The 18,930-nt window shown below is 66.3% G+C and carries 20 protein-coding genes; 8 read left to right on the top strand and 12 right to left on the bottom strand.

Going from position 1 to position 18,930, the window contains the following annotated elements; translation table 11 throughout:
• The first annotated feature begins 29 nt into the window (after window positions 1–29).
• Window positions 30–449, top strand: coding sequence for a rubredoxin (locus tag FAZ98_RS36060; RefSeq protein ID WP_158952930.1), 420 nt, complete (start codon window positions 30–32; stop codon window positions 447–449).
• A 25-nt stretch (window positions 450–474) separates the two neighbouring features.
• Here the strand turns inward: FAZ98_RS36060 and FAZ98_RS19320 are convergent, their stop codons facing one another.
• Window positions 475–1,347: a helix-turn-helix transcriptional regulator gene (locus FAZ98_RS19320; RefSeq protein WP_158952928.1), complete on the bottom strand. Its 873-nt coding sequence runs from the start codon at window positions 1,345–1,347 to the stop codon at window positions 475–477.
• Window positions 1,348–1,578: 231 nt separating this feature from the next.
• Between FAZ98_RS19320 and FAZ98_RS19315 the strand changes: the two genes are divergently transcribed.
• Window positions 1,579–2,418 (top strand): carbon-nitrogen hydrolase family protein, encoded by an 840-nt coding sequence (locus FAZ98_RS19315; protein WP_158952927.1) that lies wholly within the window; start codon window positions 1,579–1,581, stop codon window positions 2,416–2,418.
• A 241-nt stretch (window positions 2,419–2,659) separates the two neighbouring features.
• A complete protein-coding gene (locus tag FAZ98_RS19310; protein WP_158952925.1) occupies window positions 2,660–4,015 on the top strand; it encodes an APC family permease in 1,356 nt (451 codons plus the stop codon).
• Between the two features lie 121 nt (window positions 4,016–4,136).
• Here FAZ98_RS19310 and FAZ98_RS19305 read toward each other — a convergent pair whose 3' ends face one another.
• Window positions 4,137–4,808 carry a GntR family transcriptional regulator gene (locus tag FAZ98_RS19305; RefSeq protein WP_158952923.1) on the bottom strand — a complete coding sequence of 224 codons (672 nt, stop codon included), beginning with the start codon at window positions 4,806–4,808 and terminating at the stop codon, window positions 4,137–4,139.
• Between the two features lie 29 nt (window positions 4,809–4,837).
• Window positions 4,838–5,098, bottom strand: a complete 261-nt coding sequence (locus tag FAZ98_RS19300; protein ID WP_158952922.1) for a hypothetical protein — start codon at window positions 5,096–5,098, stop codon at window positions 4,838–4,840.
• Between the two features lie 295 nt (window positions 5,099–5,393).
• Here FAZ98_RS19300 and FAZ98_RS19295 point away from each other — a divergent pair, with 295 nt between their 5' ends.
• Entirely contained in the window at window positions 5,394–6,395 is a 1,002-nt protein-coding gene (locus FAZ98_RS19295) for a DUF2242 domain-containing protein (RefSeq protein WP_233272743.1), read from the top strand.
• A gap of 108 nt (window positions 6,396–6,503) precedes the next feature.
• Here the strand turns inward: FAZ98_RS19295 and FAZ98_RS19290 are convergent, their stop codons facing one another.
• Window positions 6,504–7,148, bottom strand: coding sequence for a LysE family translocator (locus FAZ98_RS19290; RefSeq protein WP_158952919.1), 645 nt, complete (start codon window positions 7,146–7,148; stop codon window positions 6,504–6,506).
• A gap of 317 nt (window positions 7,149–7,465) precedes the next feature.
• Between FAZ98_RS19290 and FAZ98_RS19285 the strand changes: the two genes are divergently transcribed.
• Window positions 7,466–7,948 (top strand): Lrp/AsnC family transcriptional regulator, encoded by a 483-nt coding sequence (locus FAZ98_RS19285; protein WP_158952917.1) that lies wholly within the window; start codon window positions 7,466–7,468, stop codon window positions 7,946–7,948.
• Window positions 7,949–8,026: 78 nt separating this feature from the next.
• On the opposite strand, the gene FAZ98_RS19280 is transcribed toward FAZ98_RS19285, so the two are convergent.
• The 3 genes from FAZ98_RS19280 to FAZ98_RS19270 form a co-directional block, all read right to left on the bottom strand.
• Window positions 8,027–8,251 carry a DUF2783 domain-containing protein gene (locus FAZ98_RS19280; protein WP_407672079.1) on the bottom strand — a complete coding sequence of 75 codons (225 nt, stop codon included), beginning with the start codon at window positions 8,249–8,251 and terminating at the stop codon, window positions 8,027–8,029.
• Between the two features lie 24 nt (window positions 8,252–8,275).
• Window positions 8,276–9,985 carry an FAD-dependent oxidoreductase gene (locus FAZ98_RS19275; protein ID WP_158952916.1) on the bottom strand — a complete coding sequence of 570 codons (1,710 nt, stop codon included), beginning with the start codon at window positions 9,983–9,985 and terminating at the stop codon, window positions 8,276–8,278.
• 221 nt (window positions 9,986–10,206) lie between these two features.
• A complete protein-coding gene (locus tag FAZ98_RS19270; protein WP_158952915.1) occupies window positions 10,207–11,166 on the bottom strand; it encodes an MBL fold metallo-hydrolase in 960 nt (319 codons plus the stop codon).
• 291 nt (window positions 11,167–11,457) lie between these two features.
• On the opposite strand from FAZ98_RS19270, the gene FAZ98_RS19265 reads away from it, so the two are divergent.
• The 3 genes from FAZ98_RS19265 to FAZ98_RS19255 all read left to right on the top strand — a co-directional run bounded on the left by FAZ98_RS19265 (window position 11,458) and on the right by FAZ98_RS19255 (window position 14,814).
• Window positions 11,458–12,363: an IclR family transcriptional regulator gene (locus FAZ98_RS19265; protein WP_158952913.1), complete on the top strand. Its 906-nt coding sequence runs from the start codon at window positions 11,458–11,460 to the stop codon at window positions 12,361–12,363.
• Entirely contained in the window at window positions 12,360–13,220 is an 861-nt protein-coding gene (locus tag FAZ98_RS19260; protein ID WP_158952911.1) for an IclR family transcriptional regulator, read from the top strand. The genes FAZ98_RS19265 and FAZ98_RS19260 overlap by 4 nt, the downstream gene beginning before the upstream one ends.
• 124 nt (window positions 13,221–13,344) lie before the next feature.
• Window positions 13,345–14,814 carry a cytochrome P450 gene (locus tag FAZ98_RS19255; RefSeq protein ID WP_158952910.1) on the top strand — a complete coding sequence of 490 codons (1,470 nt, stop codon included), beginning with the start codon at window positions 13,345–13,347 and terminating at the stop codon, window positions 14,812–14,814.
• Window positions 14,815–14,823: 9 nt separating this feature from the next.
• Here FAZ98_RS19255 and FAZ98_RS19250 read toward each other — a convergent pair whose 3' ends face one another.
• The 5 genes from FAZ98_RS19250 to FAZ98_RS19230 all read right to left on the bottom strand — a co-directional run bounded on the left by FAZ98_RS19250 (window position 14,824) and on the right by FAZ98_RS19230 (window position 18,809).
• Window positions 14,824–15,219: a type VI secretion system amidase immunity protein Tai4 gene (locus tag FAZ98_RS19250; RefSeq protein ID WP_233272742.1), complete on the bottom strand. Its 396-nt coding sequence runs from the start codon at window positions 15,217–15,219 to the stop codon at window positions 14,824–14,826.
• Window positions 15,220–15,233: 14 nt separating this feature from the next.
• On the bottom strand, window positions 15,234–15,695 hold the full coding sequence (locus tag FAZ98_RS19245) for a type VI secretion system amidase effector protein Tae4 (RefSeq protein ID WP_199272351.1): 462 nt from the start codon (window positions 15,693–15,695) through the stop codon (window positions 15,234–15,236).
• Between the two features lie 206 nt (window positions 15,696–15,901).
• The gene (locus FAZ98_RS19240) at window positions 15,902–16,810 is read right to left on the bottom strand and encodes a MurR/RpiR family transcriptional regulator (protein WP_158952906.1); all 909 of its coding nucleotides are present in this window, start codon (window positions 16,808–16,810) and stop codon (window positions 15,902–15,904) included.
• A 58-nt stretch (window positions 16,811–16,868) separates the two neighbouring features.
• Entirely contained in the window at window positions 16,869–17,930 is a 1,062-nt protein-coding gene (locus FAZ98_RS19235) for an ABC transporter ATP-binding protein (RefSeq protein WP_158952905.1), read from the bottom strand.
• Between the two features lie 105 nt (window positions 17,931–18,035).
• The gene (locus FAZ98_RS19230) at window positions 18,036–18,809 is read right to left on the bottom strand and encodes an SDR family oxidoreductase (protein WP_158952903.1); all 774 of its coding nucleotides are present in this window, start codon (window positions 18,807–18,809) and stop codon (window positions 18,036–18,038) included.
• Window positions 18,810–18,930: the final 121 nt, after the last annotated feature.

The following is an 18,930-nucleotide window of genomic DNA, read 5'->3' as shown; positions in this document are numbered from 1 at the left end:
GGGACGCTCGCTATTTCGTTTTTTTGCTTATGTACAAGAAAGGCGTCGCCCTCGAAATCCAGTTCTCCCCCGACCGCCTGAACGACGGCGCCGGCGATCCGTTCTGGATCGACCTCACTGCCGACGAAGCCGCCGCGCTGCTCGACACGCTGCAAACGAAGCTCGCCGCGCGCGACTCGACGGCCCCGCCGCTCGTGGTCGCGCTGGATACCCCGCCGCGCGGCACCGAAGCCGCGCCTGCCGGAACCATCGCGGCATCAGCGCCCGCCGGCACCGGCACCGGCTTCAAAAGCTGGGTCTGCGTGATTTGCGGCTGGGTCTACGACGAAGAAGCCGGCGCGCCCGACGACGGCCTCGCGCCCGGCACGCGCTGGGCCGACGTGCCCGACGACTGGCGCTGCCCGCTCTGCGACGTGGGCAAGGAAGACTTCGCGCTGGTCGAGTTCTGACACCGCGTGGTGCGCGGCGCGGGCCTTACCCGCCCGCGTGCCCGATGGAACCGATAGACCCGACGGCGCCCATCGGCTCGTAAAACAGCGCGAACAATTCCGACTGCGAACTCACGCCGAGCTTCGCGTAAATGTGCTTCTTGTGCGCACGCACGGTCTCGAACGAAATGTCGAGCCGCTCCGCGATCGCGCGCGTGGAAAAGCCGCTCAGGCTCAGCCGCACCACCTCGATCTCGCGCGCCGTAAGCGGCGTGCGCCCGCTCTGCTGCGTGACCGCTTCGAACCGGCTCGCGAATCCCGCCTCGCTCAACGCTTCCTGTTCCGGCGTTGCGTCACGCCCGGCCAGGGCGCTGTCGATGGCGCTCTGCGCGAGGCTTTCGTACGCGAGCCGCTGCCGCATGAGCGCGACCACCCACGGCGCGAACAGCGCGAATTGCGCGATGTCGCGTTCGGCGTAATGGCGCCGCGCGCCCAGCGAAAAAATCAGCGTGCGGCCAATCTCGAACGGCAGGTTGAACTGCACTTCGTCGCCGATGATGTTGCTCTTGAAATAGCGCTGGTAGTAGTCGGTGATACGAAAGTTGTCGGGCGCGACTTCGGCGAGCGTGACGAGGCCCGCGCGCGGCCGCTCGCACGCGTTGATGTAGAACGGATCGAGCTGATACATGCCGTCGAGGTACGCGCGGAACAACAGGTCCACGGCGCCGTCGGGCGTGGGCGATTCGGCGCAGACGAGCGGCGCGCGATCGCGCACGAACACGAGCGCGACCCAGTTGTCGAACGCGACGAAGCGCTCGATCACGCGCGTGAGGCGAGTCCAGAAGTCGGGGCCGTCGAGCGCGTCGATCAGCGTGGCGATGTGATGATGGAACGCGCGATCTTGCCAGTCGCCTTCCATGGGTCCTCCGATCAGGGTAACCCTGCTGGGTAATTCCTGGACAAAAATAACGTGGTGATAATAGCCGCTCCTGAAGCCCGCGCGGCGCTTTCTCGCAGGAAGCGGCGTTTAATCGTGGCAGATGGCGCCGCGATCCGCGCCGATCGATCCGTTATCGACCCGCATTCGCCGCGCACGAGCCTCACGCATCACACGAATCACACTGCATCGCAGGCCATACTGGAGACACGCATGCAACTCGAACTCGCGCAGATTCCCGTCGTGGACGGCGCCGTCGCGCCCAACCTCGCCCGCGTGCTGGACACGATCGGCCAACGCCGCGCCGGCACCGATCTCGTCGTCTTCCCGGAAGCCACGCTCACCGGCTTTCCCACGCGCGACAACGTGCGCGATCTCGCGCAAACGCTCGACGGTCCTTCGCTCGGCGCGGTGCGCGACGCCGCGCGCGCCCACCGCGTGGGCGTGGCCGTGGGCCTCTCCGAGCGCGAAGGCGAGCGCTTCTACAACACCACGGTGCTGATCGACGAACAGGGCGAGATCGCGCTGCGTTACCGCAAGACGCACCTGTGGGCCTCCGACGTGGGCGTGTTCACGCCCGGCGACCGCTTCGAAGTGTGCGAATTCAAGGGCATGACGGTCGGCATGCTGATCTGCTACGACATCGAATTTCCCGAATCCGGGCGCGCCGTGGCGTCGCTCGGCGCGGAAATGCTGATCGTGACGAACGGCAACATGGACCCGTTCGGCCCCGTGCACCGTCGCGCGATCGTGGCCCGCGCGATGGAGAACCAGATGTTCGCGGCACTCGTGAACCGCGTGGGCGACGGCGACGACAACCTTACGTTCCCCGGCGAGTCGGCGCTCATCAGCCCGTTCGGCGACGTGCTCTGCGAACTGCAACAGGAAGACGCCGTGCTGCACGCGAGCGCCGACCGCGCGCTGCTCGCGCAAAGCCGCGAGCACTACAGCTATCTGCACGACGCGCGCGTCGCGCTCGATCTCGTGGACGAGAACGACGCGCAGGGGCGCCGCTCGCTCAACCTGCGCCCGCGCGCGCCGCAAGCGCGCTGATCCACGCGCCGGACGCGCCGCCCATCATGCTCCAGCGACCGCCTCCGGCCACCCGCCCCAAGCCGCACGAGCCGTAGAAGCCACGGCGGCCGCGGCAAACGCCCGCCCCGCCGCACGAGCCGCACGAGCCTTACAAGCAGCACACGCCGCAGCCTTCGCCGCGATCCAGCCCGCCGCCCGCATGGACGGCGCGGCTCGCTCACGCCCGCTCAAACCGCCGCACCCAGGAGACACCCGCACCATGACTTCCGCCTCGACGCCGCCCGCCAGCGGCGCACACGAACCGCATCTCAAGCGCACGCTCGGCTTGCCCTCCGTGCTTCTGTTCGGCCTTGCCTACATGGCGCCGCTGATCGTCTACGGCACCTACGGCGTGCTCGCCGGCGCGAGCCAGGACACCGCGGCGCTCGCGTACCTCGTCGCGCTCATCGCCATCGTGTTCACGGCGCTCAGCTACGGCAAGCTCGCGCGCCTCTTTCCCGTGGCCGGATCGGCGTACACGTACACACGCAAGAGCTTCAGCGCGCACCTCGGTTTCATGATCGGCTGGGCCACGCTGCTCGACTACTTCTTCCTGCCGATGGTGATCTGGCTGATCGGCGCGGCGTATCTGACGGCCGCGTTCCCGAGCATTCCGTCGTGGGTGTGGATCGTCGCGTTCATCGTGCTGACGAGCGGCCTGAACGTGCTCGGCATCGAACTCGCCGCGCGCTTCAACATCGTGCTGATGATCGTGCAACTCGGCATTGCCGCGATGTTCGTCGTGCTGTGCTGCCACTATGCTTCGGCCGCGGCCGGTGCCGGCGGCCTGCTCACCGCGCAGCCGTTTTTCCAGCCGCACGTGCCGCTTTCGGCGACGATGGCGGGCGCCGCGATCGCCGCGTATTCGTACCTCGGCTTCGACGCCGTCTCCACGTTGACGGAAGAAACCATCGAGCCGGAAAAGACCATTCCGCGCGCCATCGTGCTGATCGCGCTGATTGGCGGCGCGATCTTCGTGATCGCCGCCTACACGCTGCAACTCGCGCATCCCGGCGCCGTGTTCAAGGACCCGGATTCGGCCGCGTTCGAAATCGCGCGCAAAGTGGGCGGCGACGTGTTCGTGACGATCTTCCTCGCGGGCCTGATCCTCGCGCAGTTCGCCTCGGGCATCTCGGCGCAGGCGAGCGTCGGCCGTCTGCTCTACGCAATGGGCCGCGACGAAGTGCTGCCCAAGTCGATCTTCGGCTACATTCATCCGCGTTTCCGCACGCCCGCGATCAACATCGTGATCGCCGGCATCGTGGGCCTCATCGCGCTCAAGCTCGACGTGGCGACCTCGACCTCGTTCATCAACTTCGGCGCGTTCCTCGCGTTCACGTCCGTGAACCTGTGCGTGATCCGCCAGTACTTCAGCGGCGCGCCGGGCACCCGCGGCTTCGGCGTGATGGGCGGCCTCGTGTTCCCGCTGCTCGGCGCGATCACCGACATCTGGCTGCTGTGCAGCCTCGAAAAGACGGCCATCGTGCTCGGCGTGGTGTGGTTCGTGCTCGGCCTCGCCTACCTCGGCTGGATCACGCGTTGCTTCCGCCGCGCGCCGCCCGAAATGGCGGTGTGAGTTTCGCGCTTCATTCGGCATCCTGACGATTTTTCCGTCGATGCCGGAAAGCGAAACGGCGGGCGTTCCTCTCGGGCGCCCGCCGTTTTTTATCGGCATTCATGGGTGCCGATCGCTTCGATTACGTCTCCCGCCCCGCGTGACGCGCGGCGGCCATCACTTCGCGCTTCGTATCGAGAATATGCCGCTCGATCAGCGCCACCACCTCGTTCACGTCGCGACGCTTGCAGGCCTCGACGATCGCGTAATGGTCGTCCTGCACCTCGGTCTTTTCCGTGTCGAGCGACATGCGCAGATGCGGGTAACGGTTCGTCGTGCTCAGGCAGTACGCCTCGATCATCTTGCGCAGCCGCGCGTTGTTCGCGGGCGCGCAGAGCGCGAGATGGAACTGGCGATTGCACTCGGCCCACTCGGCGGGCGAACCGGCGGCGTCGTACGCGGCGAGGATGCGCTTCATCGCGTTAATGTCGGCGGCGGCCATGTTCGGCACCGCGAGCCTGGCGGCATACGTTTCCAGCGCCGCGCGTATGTCGAGCAATTCGCAGATCTCGCCCGTGGACATGGCGATGACCACGGCGCCGCGATTGAGCTGATAGCTCACGAGCCCTTCCGCCTCCAGTTGCCGCAGCGCCTCGCGCACCGGAATGCGGCTCGCGCCGAAGCGTTCCGCGAGGCTTTCCTGGCGCAGTTGCGCGCCCGGCGCGAGCACGCCGCGCAGGATCTCGTCGCGCAACTGGTCGCGGATCGTTTGAGGCAGCGAACGCTGACCTTCCTTGGCCTGCACTGTGGTCATGAGCTTGATGAGCGCCGGACGCGCGTGCGTCATCCGACGAAAAAGATTGTCGTCAATATTTTTGCCCGGCGGAATTGGATGCGATCCGCTTCAAAGTGGATATCCAAAATCCACAAACGGATACTCAATTCGGCATCGGAGACCGCATGGAGCGATGTAAACATCTGAAAAACAAGCAATTTTAGCGTATCCGCCAGGCCGCTCCGGTCGTGCTCGAGCAGGTTTCGCCGCGCGCGGCCGGTTTCGCCACGTTTCGCTGTACCGCCGTACCTCTCAACGCGTCCCGGCACGCCGCGCCTCCCCGCGCGGCGCGGGCCCGGTTTCTCCGCCCACACGACGGCGCGTCGAATTGACAAGGGCTTTCGCGTGCGCGCGAAAGCCCGTTTTTTTGTGGCGGCTTTTGGCTGAGCTAATCTAGACGAACGCGGCTCCCGCGCGGCGCCGCCCTCCGAAAGCTTTCGAAATACCTCGAAAAAACGAGCGTTCGGTTGTGCGACACGGAATCAAATTACAATGCATGCCGTCCGATGCATTGCCGTCTAGCCTGCCCCGAACATGTCCCGTATTTCAAAGGTTGTCCCTCATTTGTCCGCTCCGCTCCGTTTTGCCGCCCTCGCCGCCGTTGCCGTGGCGCTCGCAGCCTGCTCGTCGGCCAAGCCCAAGTTCCAGGAAGACCAGCTGCTGAGCAATGGTCCGAACCAGTTTTCGCGCAGCTTCGCGTACGGCAGCGCCGACGCCTGCGAGGCCTCGCGCCGCGCGTTGCTGAGCCAGGGTTACATGACGACGATGACGCACAACGACACCGTCGACGCCAACAAGAACTTCCAGCCCACGGTGGATCAGCACATCGTCGTGGAAGTGCACGTGGTGTGTACGGCCGGCGACGCGACGAATTCGAGCATGGTGTACGTCAACGCGATCCAGAACGGTTACGCGCTCAAGAAGAGCGACACCTCGGCGAGCGTCGGCCTCTCGATTCTGGGGTCGGTTTCGCTGCCGATCCGCTCGAATAGCGACGAAATGGTCAAGATTTCGAGCGAAACGATCCAGTCTGGCTCGTTTTACACGCGTTTCTTCGAACTGGTCGGGCGCTATCTGAGCACGGTTGCGCGCAGCGAGCCCGTGCCGGGCGCTGGCGCGATCAAGGTCGTGCCGCTGCCGCCGCCGGTTGCGCCCATTACGCCGGTCGCCGCCGCCGTGGCCGAACCGCCCGCGCCGACCGTCGGCTCGGCCGCGCCCGCCGTGGCCGCTGCCGCCGCCGCGACGGGTGCCGCCGCGCTGCATGGCACGCCCGCACCCGTGGTGGTGACGACCCAGCCGGCCTCGGGCGCCGCCGCGACCATGCTCGTGCCGCCCGCGATGATGCCGCAACCGGCCGCCGCGGCTTCCGCTGCCGCACCGGCTTCCGCGCCTGCAGCGGCTTCGGCGAGTGTGAGCACTAACACTCAAAGCGCCGCCGCGGCGCAAACGGTCGCGTCCGCGCCTGTCGCGGGCAGCAGCGCCACGGCGAATGCCGGTCACCCGGGCACGGGCGGGGCGTCCGCCGCTCCCGCGGCGTCGTCGCCGGCCAACGCGACCGCGCCTTGAACGGCCCAGACTCCCGCCATCGCGCTCCAGCGCAAAACGGCGTCGCACGGGAATCCGCGCGACGCCGTTTTTCTTTGCGCCATCGACATAGCCGCCCTTAAGGGGCGTTTAGCGCAATCCCGCCATCATCGCGCCCATGCCGACGAGCAGGCCGCCCATCAGCCGGTTGACCGCCCGCAGGCGGCTCGGCCGCTGCAACACGTGACGCAGCCGGTGCGAGCAGAGCGCCATGGACGCCACGCCGCCCGCGAACAGCAACGCGAAGGTCGCCGCCAGCAGCAAGTATTGGCGATTGGCGCTCCACGCGGCATCGGCGCTCATGAACTGCGGAAAGAACGAGGGGAAGAACAGCAGTGTCTTGGGATTGAGCCCCGAAGTCGCGAAACCGCGCCAGAACAACGCGCGACGGTTCGTGTCGTCGTTGCCGCTGTGAGTCGCGTTTTCGAGCGGGACATCCGCGCCCGCCAGGGAGCGGCTGCGCCACTGCTTGCAGCCGAGCCACACGAGATACGCCGCGCCCAGCCAGCGCAGCAGCACAAGTGAGTGCTCACTAATAAGCAGGAGCGAATTGAGGCACAGCGCCGTGAGCACGAGTTGCAGCAGCACGGCGAGCGTGCCGCCCCACACACATGGCAGTGCGCGCCGCCAGCCCGCGTGCAACGCCTGGCTCATGGTGAGGACATTGACGGGCCCCGGCGTATAGACGAGCACGAGCGCGGCGACGAGAAACGAGCAATACAGCTGGAGCGACATCTTGTTGTTCTGGAGGCGAGCGGAAGAATCGACGGTCTGACGGGTGGCCGTTGAAATGGATCGAAGAGTTGCCTCCGTGCCCGGCGGCCGCCACGATTGGCGGAAGTCGGCCTGACGGTCCACCGCGGCTCGTGGCTGCGGCGGCGCGCCCCGCGCCGGTTAGGTGGCCGGGCGGGTCGTGCCGGGCATGGAAGGCATGTCGGAAAATATACCGGGCGCAACGCTGGATTTGCTTCCTGTTTTCAGGCGCTCAGCGCGAAAATTCAGAACGTTCTTCCGCTAAAATGCGCTATCGCTTAACAGGATTCTTTTCGACGATGGCCAGCCGCGAACGCCCCGCCCGCACGCTCGACAATCAGGACCGCAAGATCCTCGGTGCGCTGCAAAAAAATGCCCGTCTCTCGAACGCCGAACTCGCCGAACAGGTGGGCATGTCGACCACGGCATGCTGGAACCGCACGCGCCAGCTCGAAACCGACGGCTATATCGACGGTTACGTGGCGCTCGTGAACCAGCAAAAGCTCGGTTACGCCGACATCGTGATTCTCGAAGTCACGCTCGACCGCCACGAAGACGACGCGCTCGCGCGCTTCGGCGCCGCGCTCGCCGCGTTGCCCGAAGTGCTGGAGGCGTATCTCGTCTCCGGCGAATACGATTACTGGATCAAGGTGGCCGTGGACGGCACGGCCGGTTACGAGCGCTTCCTGCGCGAGAAGCTGTATCGCATCGCGGGCATCCGGCACAGCCGTTCGATGTTCGCGCTGCGCTGCATGAAAGACGTGCCGTCGATGCAAGTTTGATTCGGCATCCAGATTAATTTCGCCGATAAGAAACGGTAGGCGTCGCGCGACGCCCCGTTTTTCAACGCCTCGAAGCGGTCAAGCCGCCAGCTTCGTGCCGTGACTTTGCGCAGCGATCACGCCCGCGCGCGCGTAGCGAATCGCTTCCAGGAGCGCTTCGTGATCGCCCACATGATTCGCGAGCAGCAGAATCAGTTGCGCGTTGGCCGACTGGCTTTGCGCCTCGTCGAGATCGCGATGCATGTCGATCAGCGCCTCGTAGAAGTCGTCGGGACGCGTGAAGTTGGGTTGAGTGTTCAGCATGATGTCCTCGCTTTCTGCATTCGTTCAGGCCGTGCCGGCCACGCACAGCGCGCGCTTCAACGCCGCTTCCACGCGCGCCGGGTCCGCACGCCGCCAGCGCGCGCACACGTGCTGGTCCGGGCGAACCAGATAGAACGCGCCGTCCTGCGCGCCGTAACGCTGCGTGGCGAGCCCTTGGGCGTCGCGCAGCACCACGGTCGACGCGGGCAAGCCCGCGGGCACGGCCGCGTCGCCTTCGAGCATCAACACGAACTTGAGCGGCACGGGCCCACGCGAGAGCGCTTGCAGCATGTCCAGCGTCGCCGTGTCGAAGGCCGCGCCCGCGCGGCCGAACACGAGACCCGCGAACTGGTCGCCGAGATGCGGCAGCAGCCAGCCGGACGTGCCCGAATGGGCGTCGATGATTGGCGCGTCCGCGCAAGACGCGCCCGGTTCCATCGCGCCCAGAAACGCGTCTTCGTCGGGCGTGTTGAGCGTGGATTCGCGTAGCACCGCCGGCACCGAAAGCCGCCCGCTGTTGACCAATTGGCGCGCGAACGGATGCTCGCGCGCCAGCGTGAGCACGGCGTCGCGGAACACGCGGCTCACGGCGCTCTTGGGCGTGATGAAGTCGGTCGAGCGCGTGGAATTGCGGATGTTTTCGTCGGCGGCGTACTCGCGTTCGCTCGCGTAAGTGTCGAGCAGCGTGTCGGGCGCGCGCTGCGCCAGCACCATCGCGAGCTTCCATGCGAGGTTCTCGCTGTCCTGGAAGCCGCTGTTCGCGCCGCGCGCGCCGAACGGCGAAACCAGGTGCGCCGAGTCGCCCGCGAACAGCACGTTGCCGTGCCGGAAGCGGTCCATGCGCAAGCACGAAAACGTGTAGATGCTCACCCACTCCAGTTCAAATTTGACGTCGGGGCCGAGCAGCGCGCGCACGCGCGGGATCACGCGCTCGGGCGTTTTTTCGAGCACGGGATCGGCGTCCCAGCCCAACTGGAAGTCGATGCGCCAGACGTTGTCGGGCTGACGATGCAGCAGCACCGACTGATTCGGATGAAACGGCGGATCGAACCAGAACCAGCGTTCGGTGGGGAATTCGGCTTCCATTTTCACGTCGGCGATCAGGAAGCGGTCCTTGAACGTGCGGCCGTGGCTGTCGAGGCCGAGCAGCTTGCGCAGCGGGCTGCGCGAACCGTCGGCGGCGACCACATAGCGTGCGCGCAGCGTGTAGGGACCATCGGGCGTGTCGATTTCGAGCGCGACATGCGCGTCCGCTTCGCCGGGCGCGCATTGCGTCACGCCCGTCACCTTGCTCTTCCAGCGAATCTCGAGATTTGGCAGGGCCTGCGCGCGTTCGAGCAGAAACCCTTCGACGTAATACTGCTGAAGATTGACGAAGGCCGGCCGGTGATGCCCGCTTTCGGGCAACAGATTGAACGTGTAGACGAGTTCGTCTTTGCGGAACACCTTGCCCACGTTCCAGCTCACGCCTTTTTCGACCATGCGCTCGCCGCAGCCGAGCCGGTCGAAGATGTCGAGCGAGCGCTTCGAAAAGCAGATGGCGCGCGAGCCTGTGGAGAGCGTGCAGTCGTCGTCGACGAGCACGACCGGCAGGTTCTGCTGCGCGAGGTCGATGGCCGTGGCGAGCCCCACGGGCCCCGCGCCGACAACCACTACCGGATGCACGCGCGCTTCGCCATCGCCCTGTTCGTGACAGCGCGCGTATTCGAAGGTCAGCGTTTGATAATCGATCATTGTGTGTGTCTCCTGTCGACCCGAGTTAGCACTTCAGTGCTTACTCGGGTCCCATGCCGCTGTCGATCGCAGTTAGCGTGTCTCACGCTTACTGCGATCCCAGGCAAAGGCGGTCGACCCGAGTTGGCGTGTCGACCGGAGTTGGCGCTTTAGCGCTTACTCCGGTCCCATGCCGCTGTCGATCGCTAGCACGGACGTCTCCGTTTTCCGCTTTCCCGCGATCAATCCTGCAGCGCGTCCCACATTTCCTTGTCGCGCTGCGCGGTCCAGATACGCGGATGCGTGAGGCCGCTCGCTTCGTCGTACGCGCGCGTCACGTCGAACGGCAGGCAATGCTCGTAGATGAACACGTGGCCGAACTTCGGGTCCATCGCCTCGCGCGTGAGCGCCATCGCCCCTTTGAGGTCGAGCTTTTTCTCGACGGCCGCGCGGCCTTGCGCGAGCAGCGTCGTGACGAAGTCCTTCGTATAGTCGAGGCCCTTGTTCACTTCGGCGGGATTGAGCAGCGCGGGGCCGCGACCCGGCACGAGCTTTTCGGCTTGCAGCGCGCGCAGGGCTTCGAGCGTCGCGGGCCACTCGGCGAGCTGGGCGTCGCCGCAATAACAGGCCGCGTCGTATTCCACGAGATCGCCCGAGAACAGCACCTTCTGCGACGGCAGCCACACGACCGTGTCGCCCTTGGTGTGACCCGAGCCGAGATGCGCGATCTTCACTTCGAGCTTGCCGAGGAACAGCGTGATTTCCTTCTCGAACACGAGCGTGGGCCACGTGAGGCCCGGCACCGTTTCGACACCGGCGAACAGGCGCGGGAAGCGCTCGATTTCCGACTTCATGTCCTGCTCGCCGCGCTCGACGATCATCTCGTAGGTGCCGCGGCTCGCGATGATCTGCTGCGCGCCTTCCTCGAAATACGCCGAAGCGCCCAGCACGCGCACCGCGTGATAGTGCGAGAGCACGACATATTTGATGGGTTTGTCGGTGACGCTGCGAATCTTCGCGATGAGATCCTTCGCCATGGCGGGCGTGGCCGTGGTGTCGACGATCAGCACGCCGTCGTCGCCGATGATGACGCCCGAGTTCGGGTCGCCTTCGGTCGTGTACGCGTAGGCGTTATCGGAAAGTTGCGTGAACGTGACCTTCTTTTCTTCGAGGTCGGCCTGGGAAGCGAACGCCTTTGCCATGGTGAGTCTCCGTATCGAGGGGCTCGAAAAGCCGGGGCGGGGCGAACGCGGGCGGCCGGACGCGGGCGCGCCAATCGCAGTGTCTCGCCCCGTTTATATAGTGAATCGAACGGCGGTTGTGCCGGGGTGAGGCCATGATCGCGCTCGTCGTTTTATTTGTCAATAGCGAATTACATCGCTCTTGGTTAATTTCTCACGCACGCCGCATCATGTCGATGTCGACATCGCGGCGTGCCATAGCGCGCCGTCCATCAGTTAACATGGACCTTTTTTAGCCGGAGCAAAGCGCGAATGAGACGTCGCAACGAGAGCGCCGGATCCGAGCCGACCGCCGCGCCCGCGTCCGGGACCGAGACCGGCGCGGAAACCGCCGCCGCGCCGGGTCGCACGCAACGCGGCATTCAGAGCGTGGAAGTGGGCGGCCGCCTGCTGCGCGCGCTCGCCGACGCGCGCGCGCCGCTCGCGCCCAGCGATCTCGCGGCCAGCGGCGAGATCCCGTCGAGCCAGGCGCACGCGTATCTCGTGAGCCTCACGCGCCTCGGTCTGATCAAACGCGACGCGCTGTCGGGCCGCTACGAGCCGGGTCCGCTCGCGCTGCGTCTCGGTTTGCTGCATCTCGCGCAACAGCCTGCGCTGCGCGAAGCCGTGCCGCGCGCGGCCGCGCTCGCGCAGGCGCTCAATTGCAGCGTGGCGCTGTGCATCGCCGGGCCGCAGGGACCGACGATCGTGCGCTACGAGCACGCGAGCCTGCCGCTGCACGTGAATCTGCACGTAGGTACGGTGATGTCGCTGCCGGCCACGTCCACGGGCCGCGTGTTCTGCGCGTTCCTCGCCCCCGAGGCGTTGCGGGCGATGTGGGCGACCCAGACGGCGCAGCCGGTCTGGCGCGGCATGCCGCACGCCGCCCACAACGCGCAGGCCACGCCCACGGTGCCAGCGGCGCCCGACGCCGCGTTCGCCGCAACGCTCGAGTCGATCCGCGCACGCGGCTACGAACGCGGCATCGACGCGCCCAGCCCCGGCGTGAGCAGCGTCTGCGTGCCGGTGCTCGGCGCGCGGCGCGAACTGAGCCTGACGCTCACGGCGATCGGCGCGAGCGGCGCGCTCGACGTGCGCCCGAACGGCGCGGTCGTGCGCGCGCTGTGCGACGCCGCCGCCGAGATCGCCGCAGCCGCTTTTCCATCGACATCGACATGACCCGAGTGAGCACTCACCAGGCGCCCGAGGCCGCAGCAATCGCCGACACCACGGAACCCGCCGACGCCGCCGAAAAGCCTCAGCGCGGCATTCAGTCGCTCGACGTGACCGGCGACCTGCTCGCGGCGCTGGTCGCGGCCGGCGCGCCGCTCTCGCTGCGCGACCTCGCGGCGGCGGCAGGCATGGCGCCCGCGAAGGCGTTCCCGCATCTCGTGAGCTTGCAGAAGATCGGCCTGCTCGCGCGCGACGCGGCCGGCCGTTACGAAGCCGGACCGCTCAGCCTCGAACTCGGGCTGATCGGGCTCGCGCGCCTCTCGCCGGTGCGCGAAGCCGACGCCGAACTCGTCGGCCTCGCGGCCGTCACGGCGATGAGCGTCGCGCTCGCGGTGCCGGGACCGCTCGGGCCGACCGTCGTGCGGCTCGAAGAATCGGCATTGCCGCTGCACGTGAGCCTGCGCCCCGGCACGGTGATGTCGCTCGTCAATACGGCGATCGGCCGGGTGCTCGCCGCGTGGCTCGACGACGACGTGCGCGCGGCGCTGCTCGCGCAGGACGCGCTGCGCCTCGCGGGCGCGAATCCCGGCGACGGCGCGACGCCCGATTACCTCGCGCGGCTCGCGACGATCCGCACGCTCGGCCTCGACACCGCGCTCGACAAGCCCATTCCCGGCATCAGCACGGTGGCGGCGCCGGTGTTCGACCACACGGGCAGCGTGTGCCTCGTGCTCGCGGTGATGGGACCGTCGGGCAGCCTCGACATCGCGCGCGAAGGCTCGGCGGCGCAGGCGCTCGTGGCCGCGGCGGAACGCCTGTCGCGCCGGTTCGGGTATATGGCGGACGCTGCTATCATCGCCTGACAGAACGCCACCCCCGCACGCGTCGTCGTGCACGCAAGCCCATGCCAGGCGTCGGCAACGGCGCCCTTCGATGCCGTCACTCGCTGCGCCGGCAGCCGGCCATGCCACACCTCGAGGACCGCCGATGAGTACCGCTTCCCCCGCCCGCGCGACGCGCCAGGTCGCCGATCTGCCCTGCCCGCGCGGACTGCCCGTCATCGGCAATCTCTTGCAGCTTGCGCCGCCGCGCCTGCACCAGATTCTCGAACAGTGGGCCGCGGAACTCGGCACGCCGTATCGCTTCCAGATCGGCAATATTCCCATCACCATCTGGACCGACACCGAGCTGATCCAGCAGATCATGCGCGAGCGGCCGCATCGCTACCGGCGTTATCAACCGGTCGAAGCCGTGTTCGACGAAATGGGTTTCAACGGGCTCTTCTCGGCCGAAGGCGCGGCGTGGGAACCGCAGCGCAAGCTCGTGATGCAGGCGCTCTCGATTCCCAACATCAAGGCGTTCTACCCGACCCTCGCCGAGATCACGCAGCGCCTGCACGCGCGCTGGCTGCGCGCGGCGCAACGCGGCGAGATCGTGGAGATGACCGAAGACCTCAAGCGCTTTACCGTCGACGTGACGAGCGCGCTGGCGTTCGGCGAAGACCCGCGCACGCTCGAGCGCGATCACGGCGTGATCCAGGAGCATCTCGAACGCATCCTGCCGGGCGTGATGGGCCGCATCAACGCGCTGTTTCCGTACTGGCGCTACGTGAAGCTGCCGCGCGACCGCGCGCTCGATCGCTCGCTCGAGGAGGTGCATCGCTACGTGCGCGCGATGCTCGAACGCGCGCGCGAACGCCTGCGCGACGATCCGCCCGAAACGCCGCCGGATGCCCCGGCCATGCCGCGCAATCTGCTCGAGGCGATGCTGATGCAGCAGGCCGCGGGCGCGCCCGTCACCGACGCGCAGATCTGCGCGAACGCGCTCACGCTGCTGCTCGCGGGCGAGGACACGACCGCCGATTCGATCGCGTGGACGCTGCCGTATCTCGCCGCCGACGCTGGTTTGCAGCGGCATCTGGGCGAGCAAGCGCAGCGCGTGCTGGGCGCGGCGACCGTGTGCCCCGACTACGCGACGCTGAAGGACCTCGACATGTTCGAGGCGATCTGCATTGAAGCGACGCGCTTGCGGCCGGTGGCGTCCGTGCATTCGTTCGAGCCGCTCGAAGACGTTGTGCTCGACGGGGTGGCCCTGCCGAAGGGCACGCGGATGTTCTTCGTCGCGCGGCCCGCGATGCTCGACGCGAAGCATTTCGCCGATCCGCTGCGCTACGATCCGTGGCGCTGGATGAAGCGCGAAGCGGGCACCGGCGCCGAAGAAAAGGCGCATGACGTGCGCGCGTATCTGCAGTTTGGCGCGGGCGCGCGCGTGTGTCCGGGGAGGCATCTCGCGACGGTGGAAATGCGGCTCGCGCTTTCGATGCTGATGAAGTCGTTTAGTGTGGAACTGGCGATCGACGAAGCGCAGATTCGTGAGGTGCAGGCGTTTACGATGGTGCCGGAGCGGATGCCGGTGAGGTTGAGGTTGCGGGACAACACGCCGGCTGCCCCGCTTTAAGACTTCGCGCTAACGGCGCGGCGCGCTCACCAGACGCCCGGCGAGCGCGCTCAATGCCTGGCTGTGGTACAGATCGAGACACTTCAGCAAGTCGAAGCGAACGCCTGCGATTTCCGCGTCGGCCAATGGGTTGTGATAGTCGAGCGATAGATAATGATTGACCAGCGCGTTGATTGCATCTGGCGCGGCGTTCAAGTCGTATTCGGTCCAGTCGCGCAACGCGCTTGCGCTGCTGCCGGCGTCTTTGGCGCTGTTGCTATCGTTCTTGTAGGCCGTCGCGATACACGTGGCGAGCACCATGTCCTTGAAATTCTGCGTGGTGCTTCGCGATGGCGCTTTGGGCGAAACGCCGTTTGCCCAGGCAGCCCCTGAACCCAGCGCGAACAGCGCAGCGATCAACGCCACGACGGAACGCTTTGTCACATCAAGCTCCAAAAGTTCGCGCGATCGGTGCGATATTTCACTTCCGGCTCGTTGAAATAACAGTGGTCGTAGCAAGATTTTCCGTCGAATAAGGTCGCGTGTCCGGCCGCATCGGACCAGCCAGAAACCTCGAACAAAATCACACCCTTCTTTTCCGCGAGCGTTCCACCACCCGAAGGGGGATACGCCACGACTTCCGCTTGCCCCCAACGATGCTTGAGAAACACGATCAGATCTTTGACGCGAAAAAAATATTGCCGCTTGTCCGCACCCGATACTGTTTTTCCCGTCATGGCCGGAATTGCCAGCCCTGCTTCGTTCAGGATATAACTCATGCGGACCGCACAAGTATTGCTCCAGCGAGTGGCGACTTCGGGGCTATTTATGTTTTTTGCCACATTGCCGCCAATGACTTCGGCTACTTTTTTGCCGGGATCAGCAGGATCGTAAATACGCATGGAGGCTGCCCACGCAGCCGAAAAGGACGGTCGACTCACTTTTCACCTCGTTTTTCATCGCGGCGCGCGACGAAGTGAGTAAAAAAAGCGAGCCTAAGCGGGAATCGAACAGACCGACTCAGCCAACTCCCTATCGATTGATTCAGCTCTCGTAAAGAGTGCGAATAAGACTCAACCGATTTATTCGCGTCGTATTTCAGCCCTATTCACCGTCCCCCCTCCGGCACCCCCACCGCCGCCCCGTCGTCCGCGACGCCATCGCTTCTTGCCTGCGCGTCGCGCATTTTCGCCAGCGCCTTCGGCCCCAAACCGAGCGACACGCCCAGCGCCAGCGCGTCGAGCACCGCCAGATGCGCGATGCGCACCACGGCGGGCGCATGCGGATCCGCCGCGGCGGGTACGCGCAACAGCAGCGGAATGTCGACGACCCACGCGAGGCGCGAGCCCGCGCTCGTGAGCGCGATGGTGGTCGCGCCACGCTCCTTCGCGATCTGGATGCTCTCGTTCACTTCCACGCTGCGCCCCGACTGCGAGATCGCGAACGCCACGTCGCCGGGTTCCAGCAGGCCTGCGTAAAGACGCTGCAAATGCGCGTCGGTGAAGGCGCTCGCGGCAATGTCGAGCCGCAGCATGCGCAGCGCCGCGTCCTGCACCACGAGCCCCGAGCCCGCGCCCACGCCGAAGAAATACACGCGCCGCGCGCTGCCCAGCGCGGCCACGGCCGCCTCGAACACCGCCGGATCGAGCGACGCGCGCGCGTGCGTCACGCCTTGCACGACCGACTCGGTGACCTTGTCCAGCAGCGTGCCGATCTCGCCGCCCCAGTTCGCGCCGCCGCTTTCGGCCGCCATCTCCGTGGCGAGCGCGAACGGCACGTTGCCCGCCGCGCTCTGCGCGAGCCGCATCTTGAAGTCGCGCAGGCCGTGCGCGCCCACCGCGCGGCAAAAGCGCGTGACCGAGGGCTCGGACACTTCCGCGCGCAACGCGAGTTCGGTGATGCTCGCGCGCATCGCGAAGTCGATGTCGGCGAGCACCATGTCCGCGACCTTGCGCTCGGCGGGGCGCAGCGACTCCGCGACATTGCGGATGTGATGGATCAGGTTGGAGACCGGCAAGCTGTTTTTCCCGTGGAAGAGACGAGGCGCCCGCAATCCTTCGACGCGAGCCGTTGCTTCAATCGAGCCGCTTGCCGCTTTCGGTATCGAACAGATGCAGGTGCGCGAGAGGCAATCCGAGCGTCATGCGCTGGCCCGGCGCAATGTCCGGACGCGCGCGCGTCGTGACGCACCAGGTCGAACCGCCTATTTTCCCGTACAAGTGGGTCTCGGCGCCAGTCGGCTCGATCACTTCGACATTGAACGGCACGTCGCCGCCCGCTTCGACATGCTCGGGCCGCACGCCGAGCGTCACGCGCGCGTTGGCCGGCACGCGGCCTTCGGGCAACGGAATGCGCGCGCCGTCGTCGAGCACGAGCGCCGTGCCGCGCGCGTCGCTCATCACCGCGCCGGAGGCGAAGTTCATCGAGGGCGAGCCGAGAAAGCTCGCGACGAACAGGTTCGCCGGCTTGTCGTACAGATCGAGCGGCCGGCCGATCTGCTCGATACGCCCGGCATTCATCACGACGATGCGGTCCGCCATCGTCATCGCTTCGATCTGGTCGTGCGTGACGTACACCACGGTATTGCGCAAGCGTTGATGCAGCGCCTTGATTTCGGTGCGCATCTGCACGCGCAATTTGGCGTCGAGATTCGACAGCGGCTCGTCGAAGAGAAACAGCGAAGGCTCGCGCACGACCGCGCGCCCCATGGCCACACGCTGACGCTGGCCACCCGACAACGCGCGCGGCAAACGCTCCAGATAGCCCGAGAGATTGAGCATTTTCGCGGCCGCCTCGATACGCGGCTTGAAGCCGTCCTCGCGCTCCTTGCGAATGCGCGGGCCGAACGCGATGTTGTCGTACACCGAGAGATGCGGGTACAGCGCATAGCTCTGGAACACCATCGAGATATTGCGCTGCTGCGGCGGCAAGGCGTTCGCGCGCGTGCCGCCGATCGTCAGGTCGCCGCCGCTGATGTCCTCGAGGCCCGCGATCATGCGCATCAGCGTGGTCTTGCCGCAGCCCGAAGGGCCGACGAGCACGACGAACTCGCCGTCGGCGATGTCGAGATCGATACCGTGCACGACCTGATTGTCGCCGTAACGCTTGTAGATGCCGTTCAGTTGTACCGCTGCCATGCTGTCCTCGTGCGTGTGTGCGTGCGTGCGTGCGTGCGTGTGTGCGTACGACGTGTTTTAGTTCGGATGTCTAATGACTCATGCGATACGCGCGACCCGGGCGGATCAATACGGGTCGAGCGTGAGTTCGTTCGCCATCAACCGGTTGCCGGCCATGAGGCCCGCGTCCACGGGCAGCGCCACGCCCGTGATCACGCGCGCTTGCGGCGAGGCGAGAAAGTACGCGGCATCGGCGATATCTTCCGGTTCGGCCACGTCGCCGAGCGGATACCACTTGCTCAGTTCCTCGAAAATCTGCGGATGCTGCGCCACGCGCGCGCGCCATGCCGGCGTCTTCACGGTGCCGGGGCACACGATGTTGGCGCGAATGCCGTGCGGCCCCAGCTCCATCGCGAGCGCCTTCGTGTAACTCACGAGGCCCGCCTTTGCCGCGCTGTACGCGGGGTGACCGAGCGACGTCAAACCGTTCACGGAGCCGATCAGCACGATCGCGCCACGCTTGCGCTCGATCATCGCCTCGCGCACGGCCTCGATCGTGTAGTACGTACCGTTGAGATTGAGGTCGATGTCGCGCCGCCACGCGGCCGCGTCGGTGTGCGCGAGCGTGGTGCCGAGCGCGCCGCCCGCGTTCGCCACCACCACGTCGATAGCGCCGCGCGCCGCCACGCCCTGCGCCAGCGCCTTGAGGACCGATTCCTGATTGCCGATGTCGGCTTCGAGCGCCGTGAGTTTCCCCGCGTCGAATCCGGCTGCGAGCGACGCCACGCCCTCCGCGTTGCGATCGAGCGCGATCACGGCGTCGCCCGCTTCGACAAATCGCTTGCACAGCGCGCGGCCGATGCCGCCGCTCGCGCCTGTCACCAGCACAACCCGGCTCATGTGAACTCTCCGTGCGGTCCGCCGGATCGCGCCGGCAAACCTGAAAATTTCCTACATACGAATGACGTTAGAGGAGGCAAACGCGGGTTAACACGGATCCTACCGCGCTGTTGCGCCGCAT

This window comes from Paraburkholderia acidisoli, from assembly GCF_009789675.1.
GTDB lineage: Bacteria > Pseudomonadota > Gammaproteobacteria > Burkholderiales > Burkholderiaceae > Paraburkholderia > Paraburkholderia acidisoli.
Note: the sequence above shows the minus strand (reverse complement) of the source record. Positions and strands in the feature narration are given on the sequence as shown.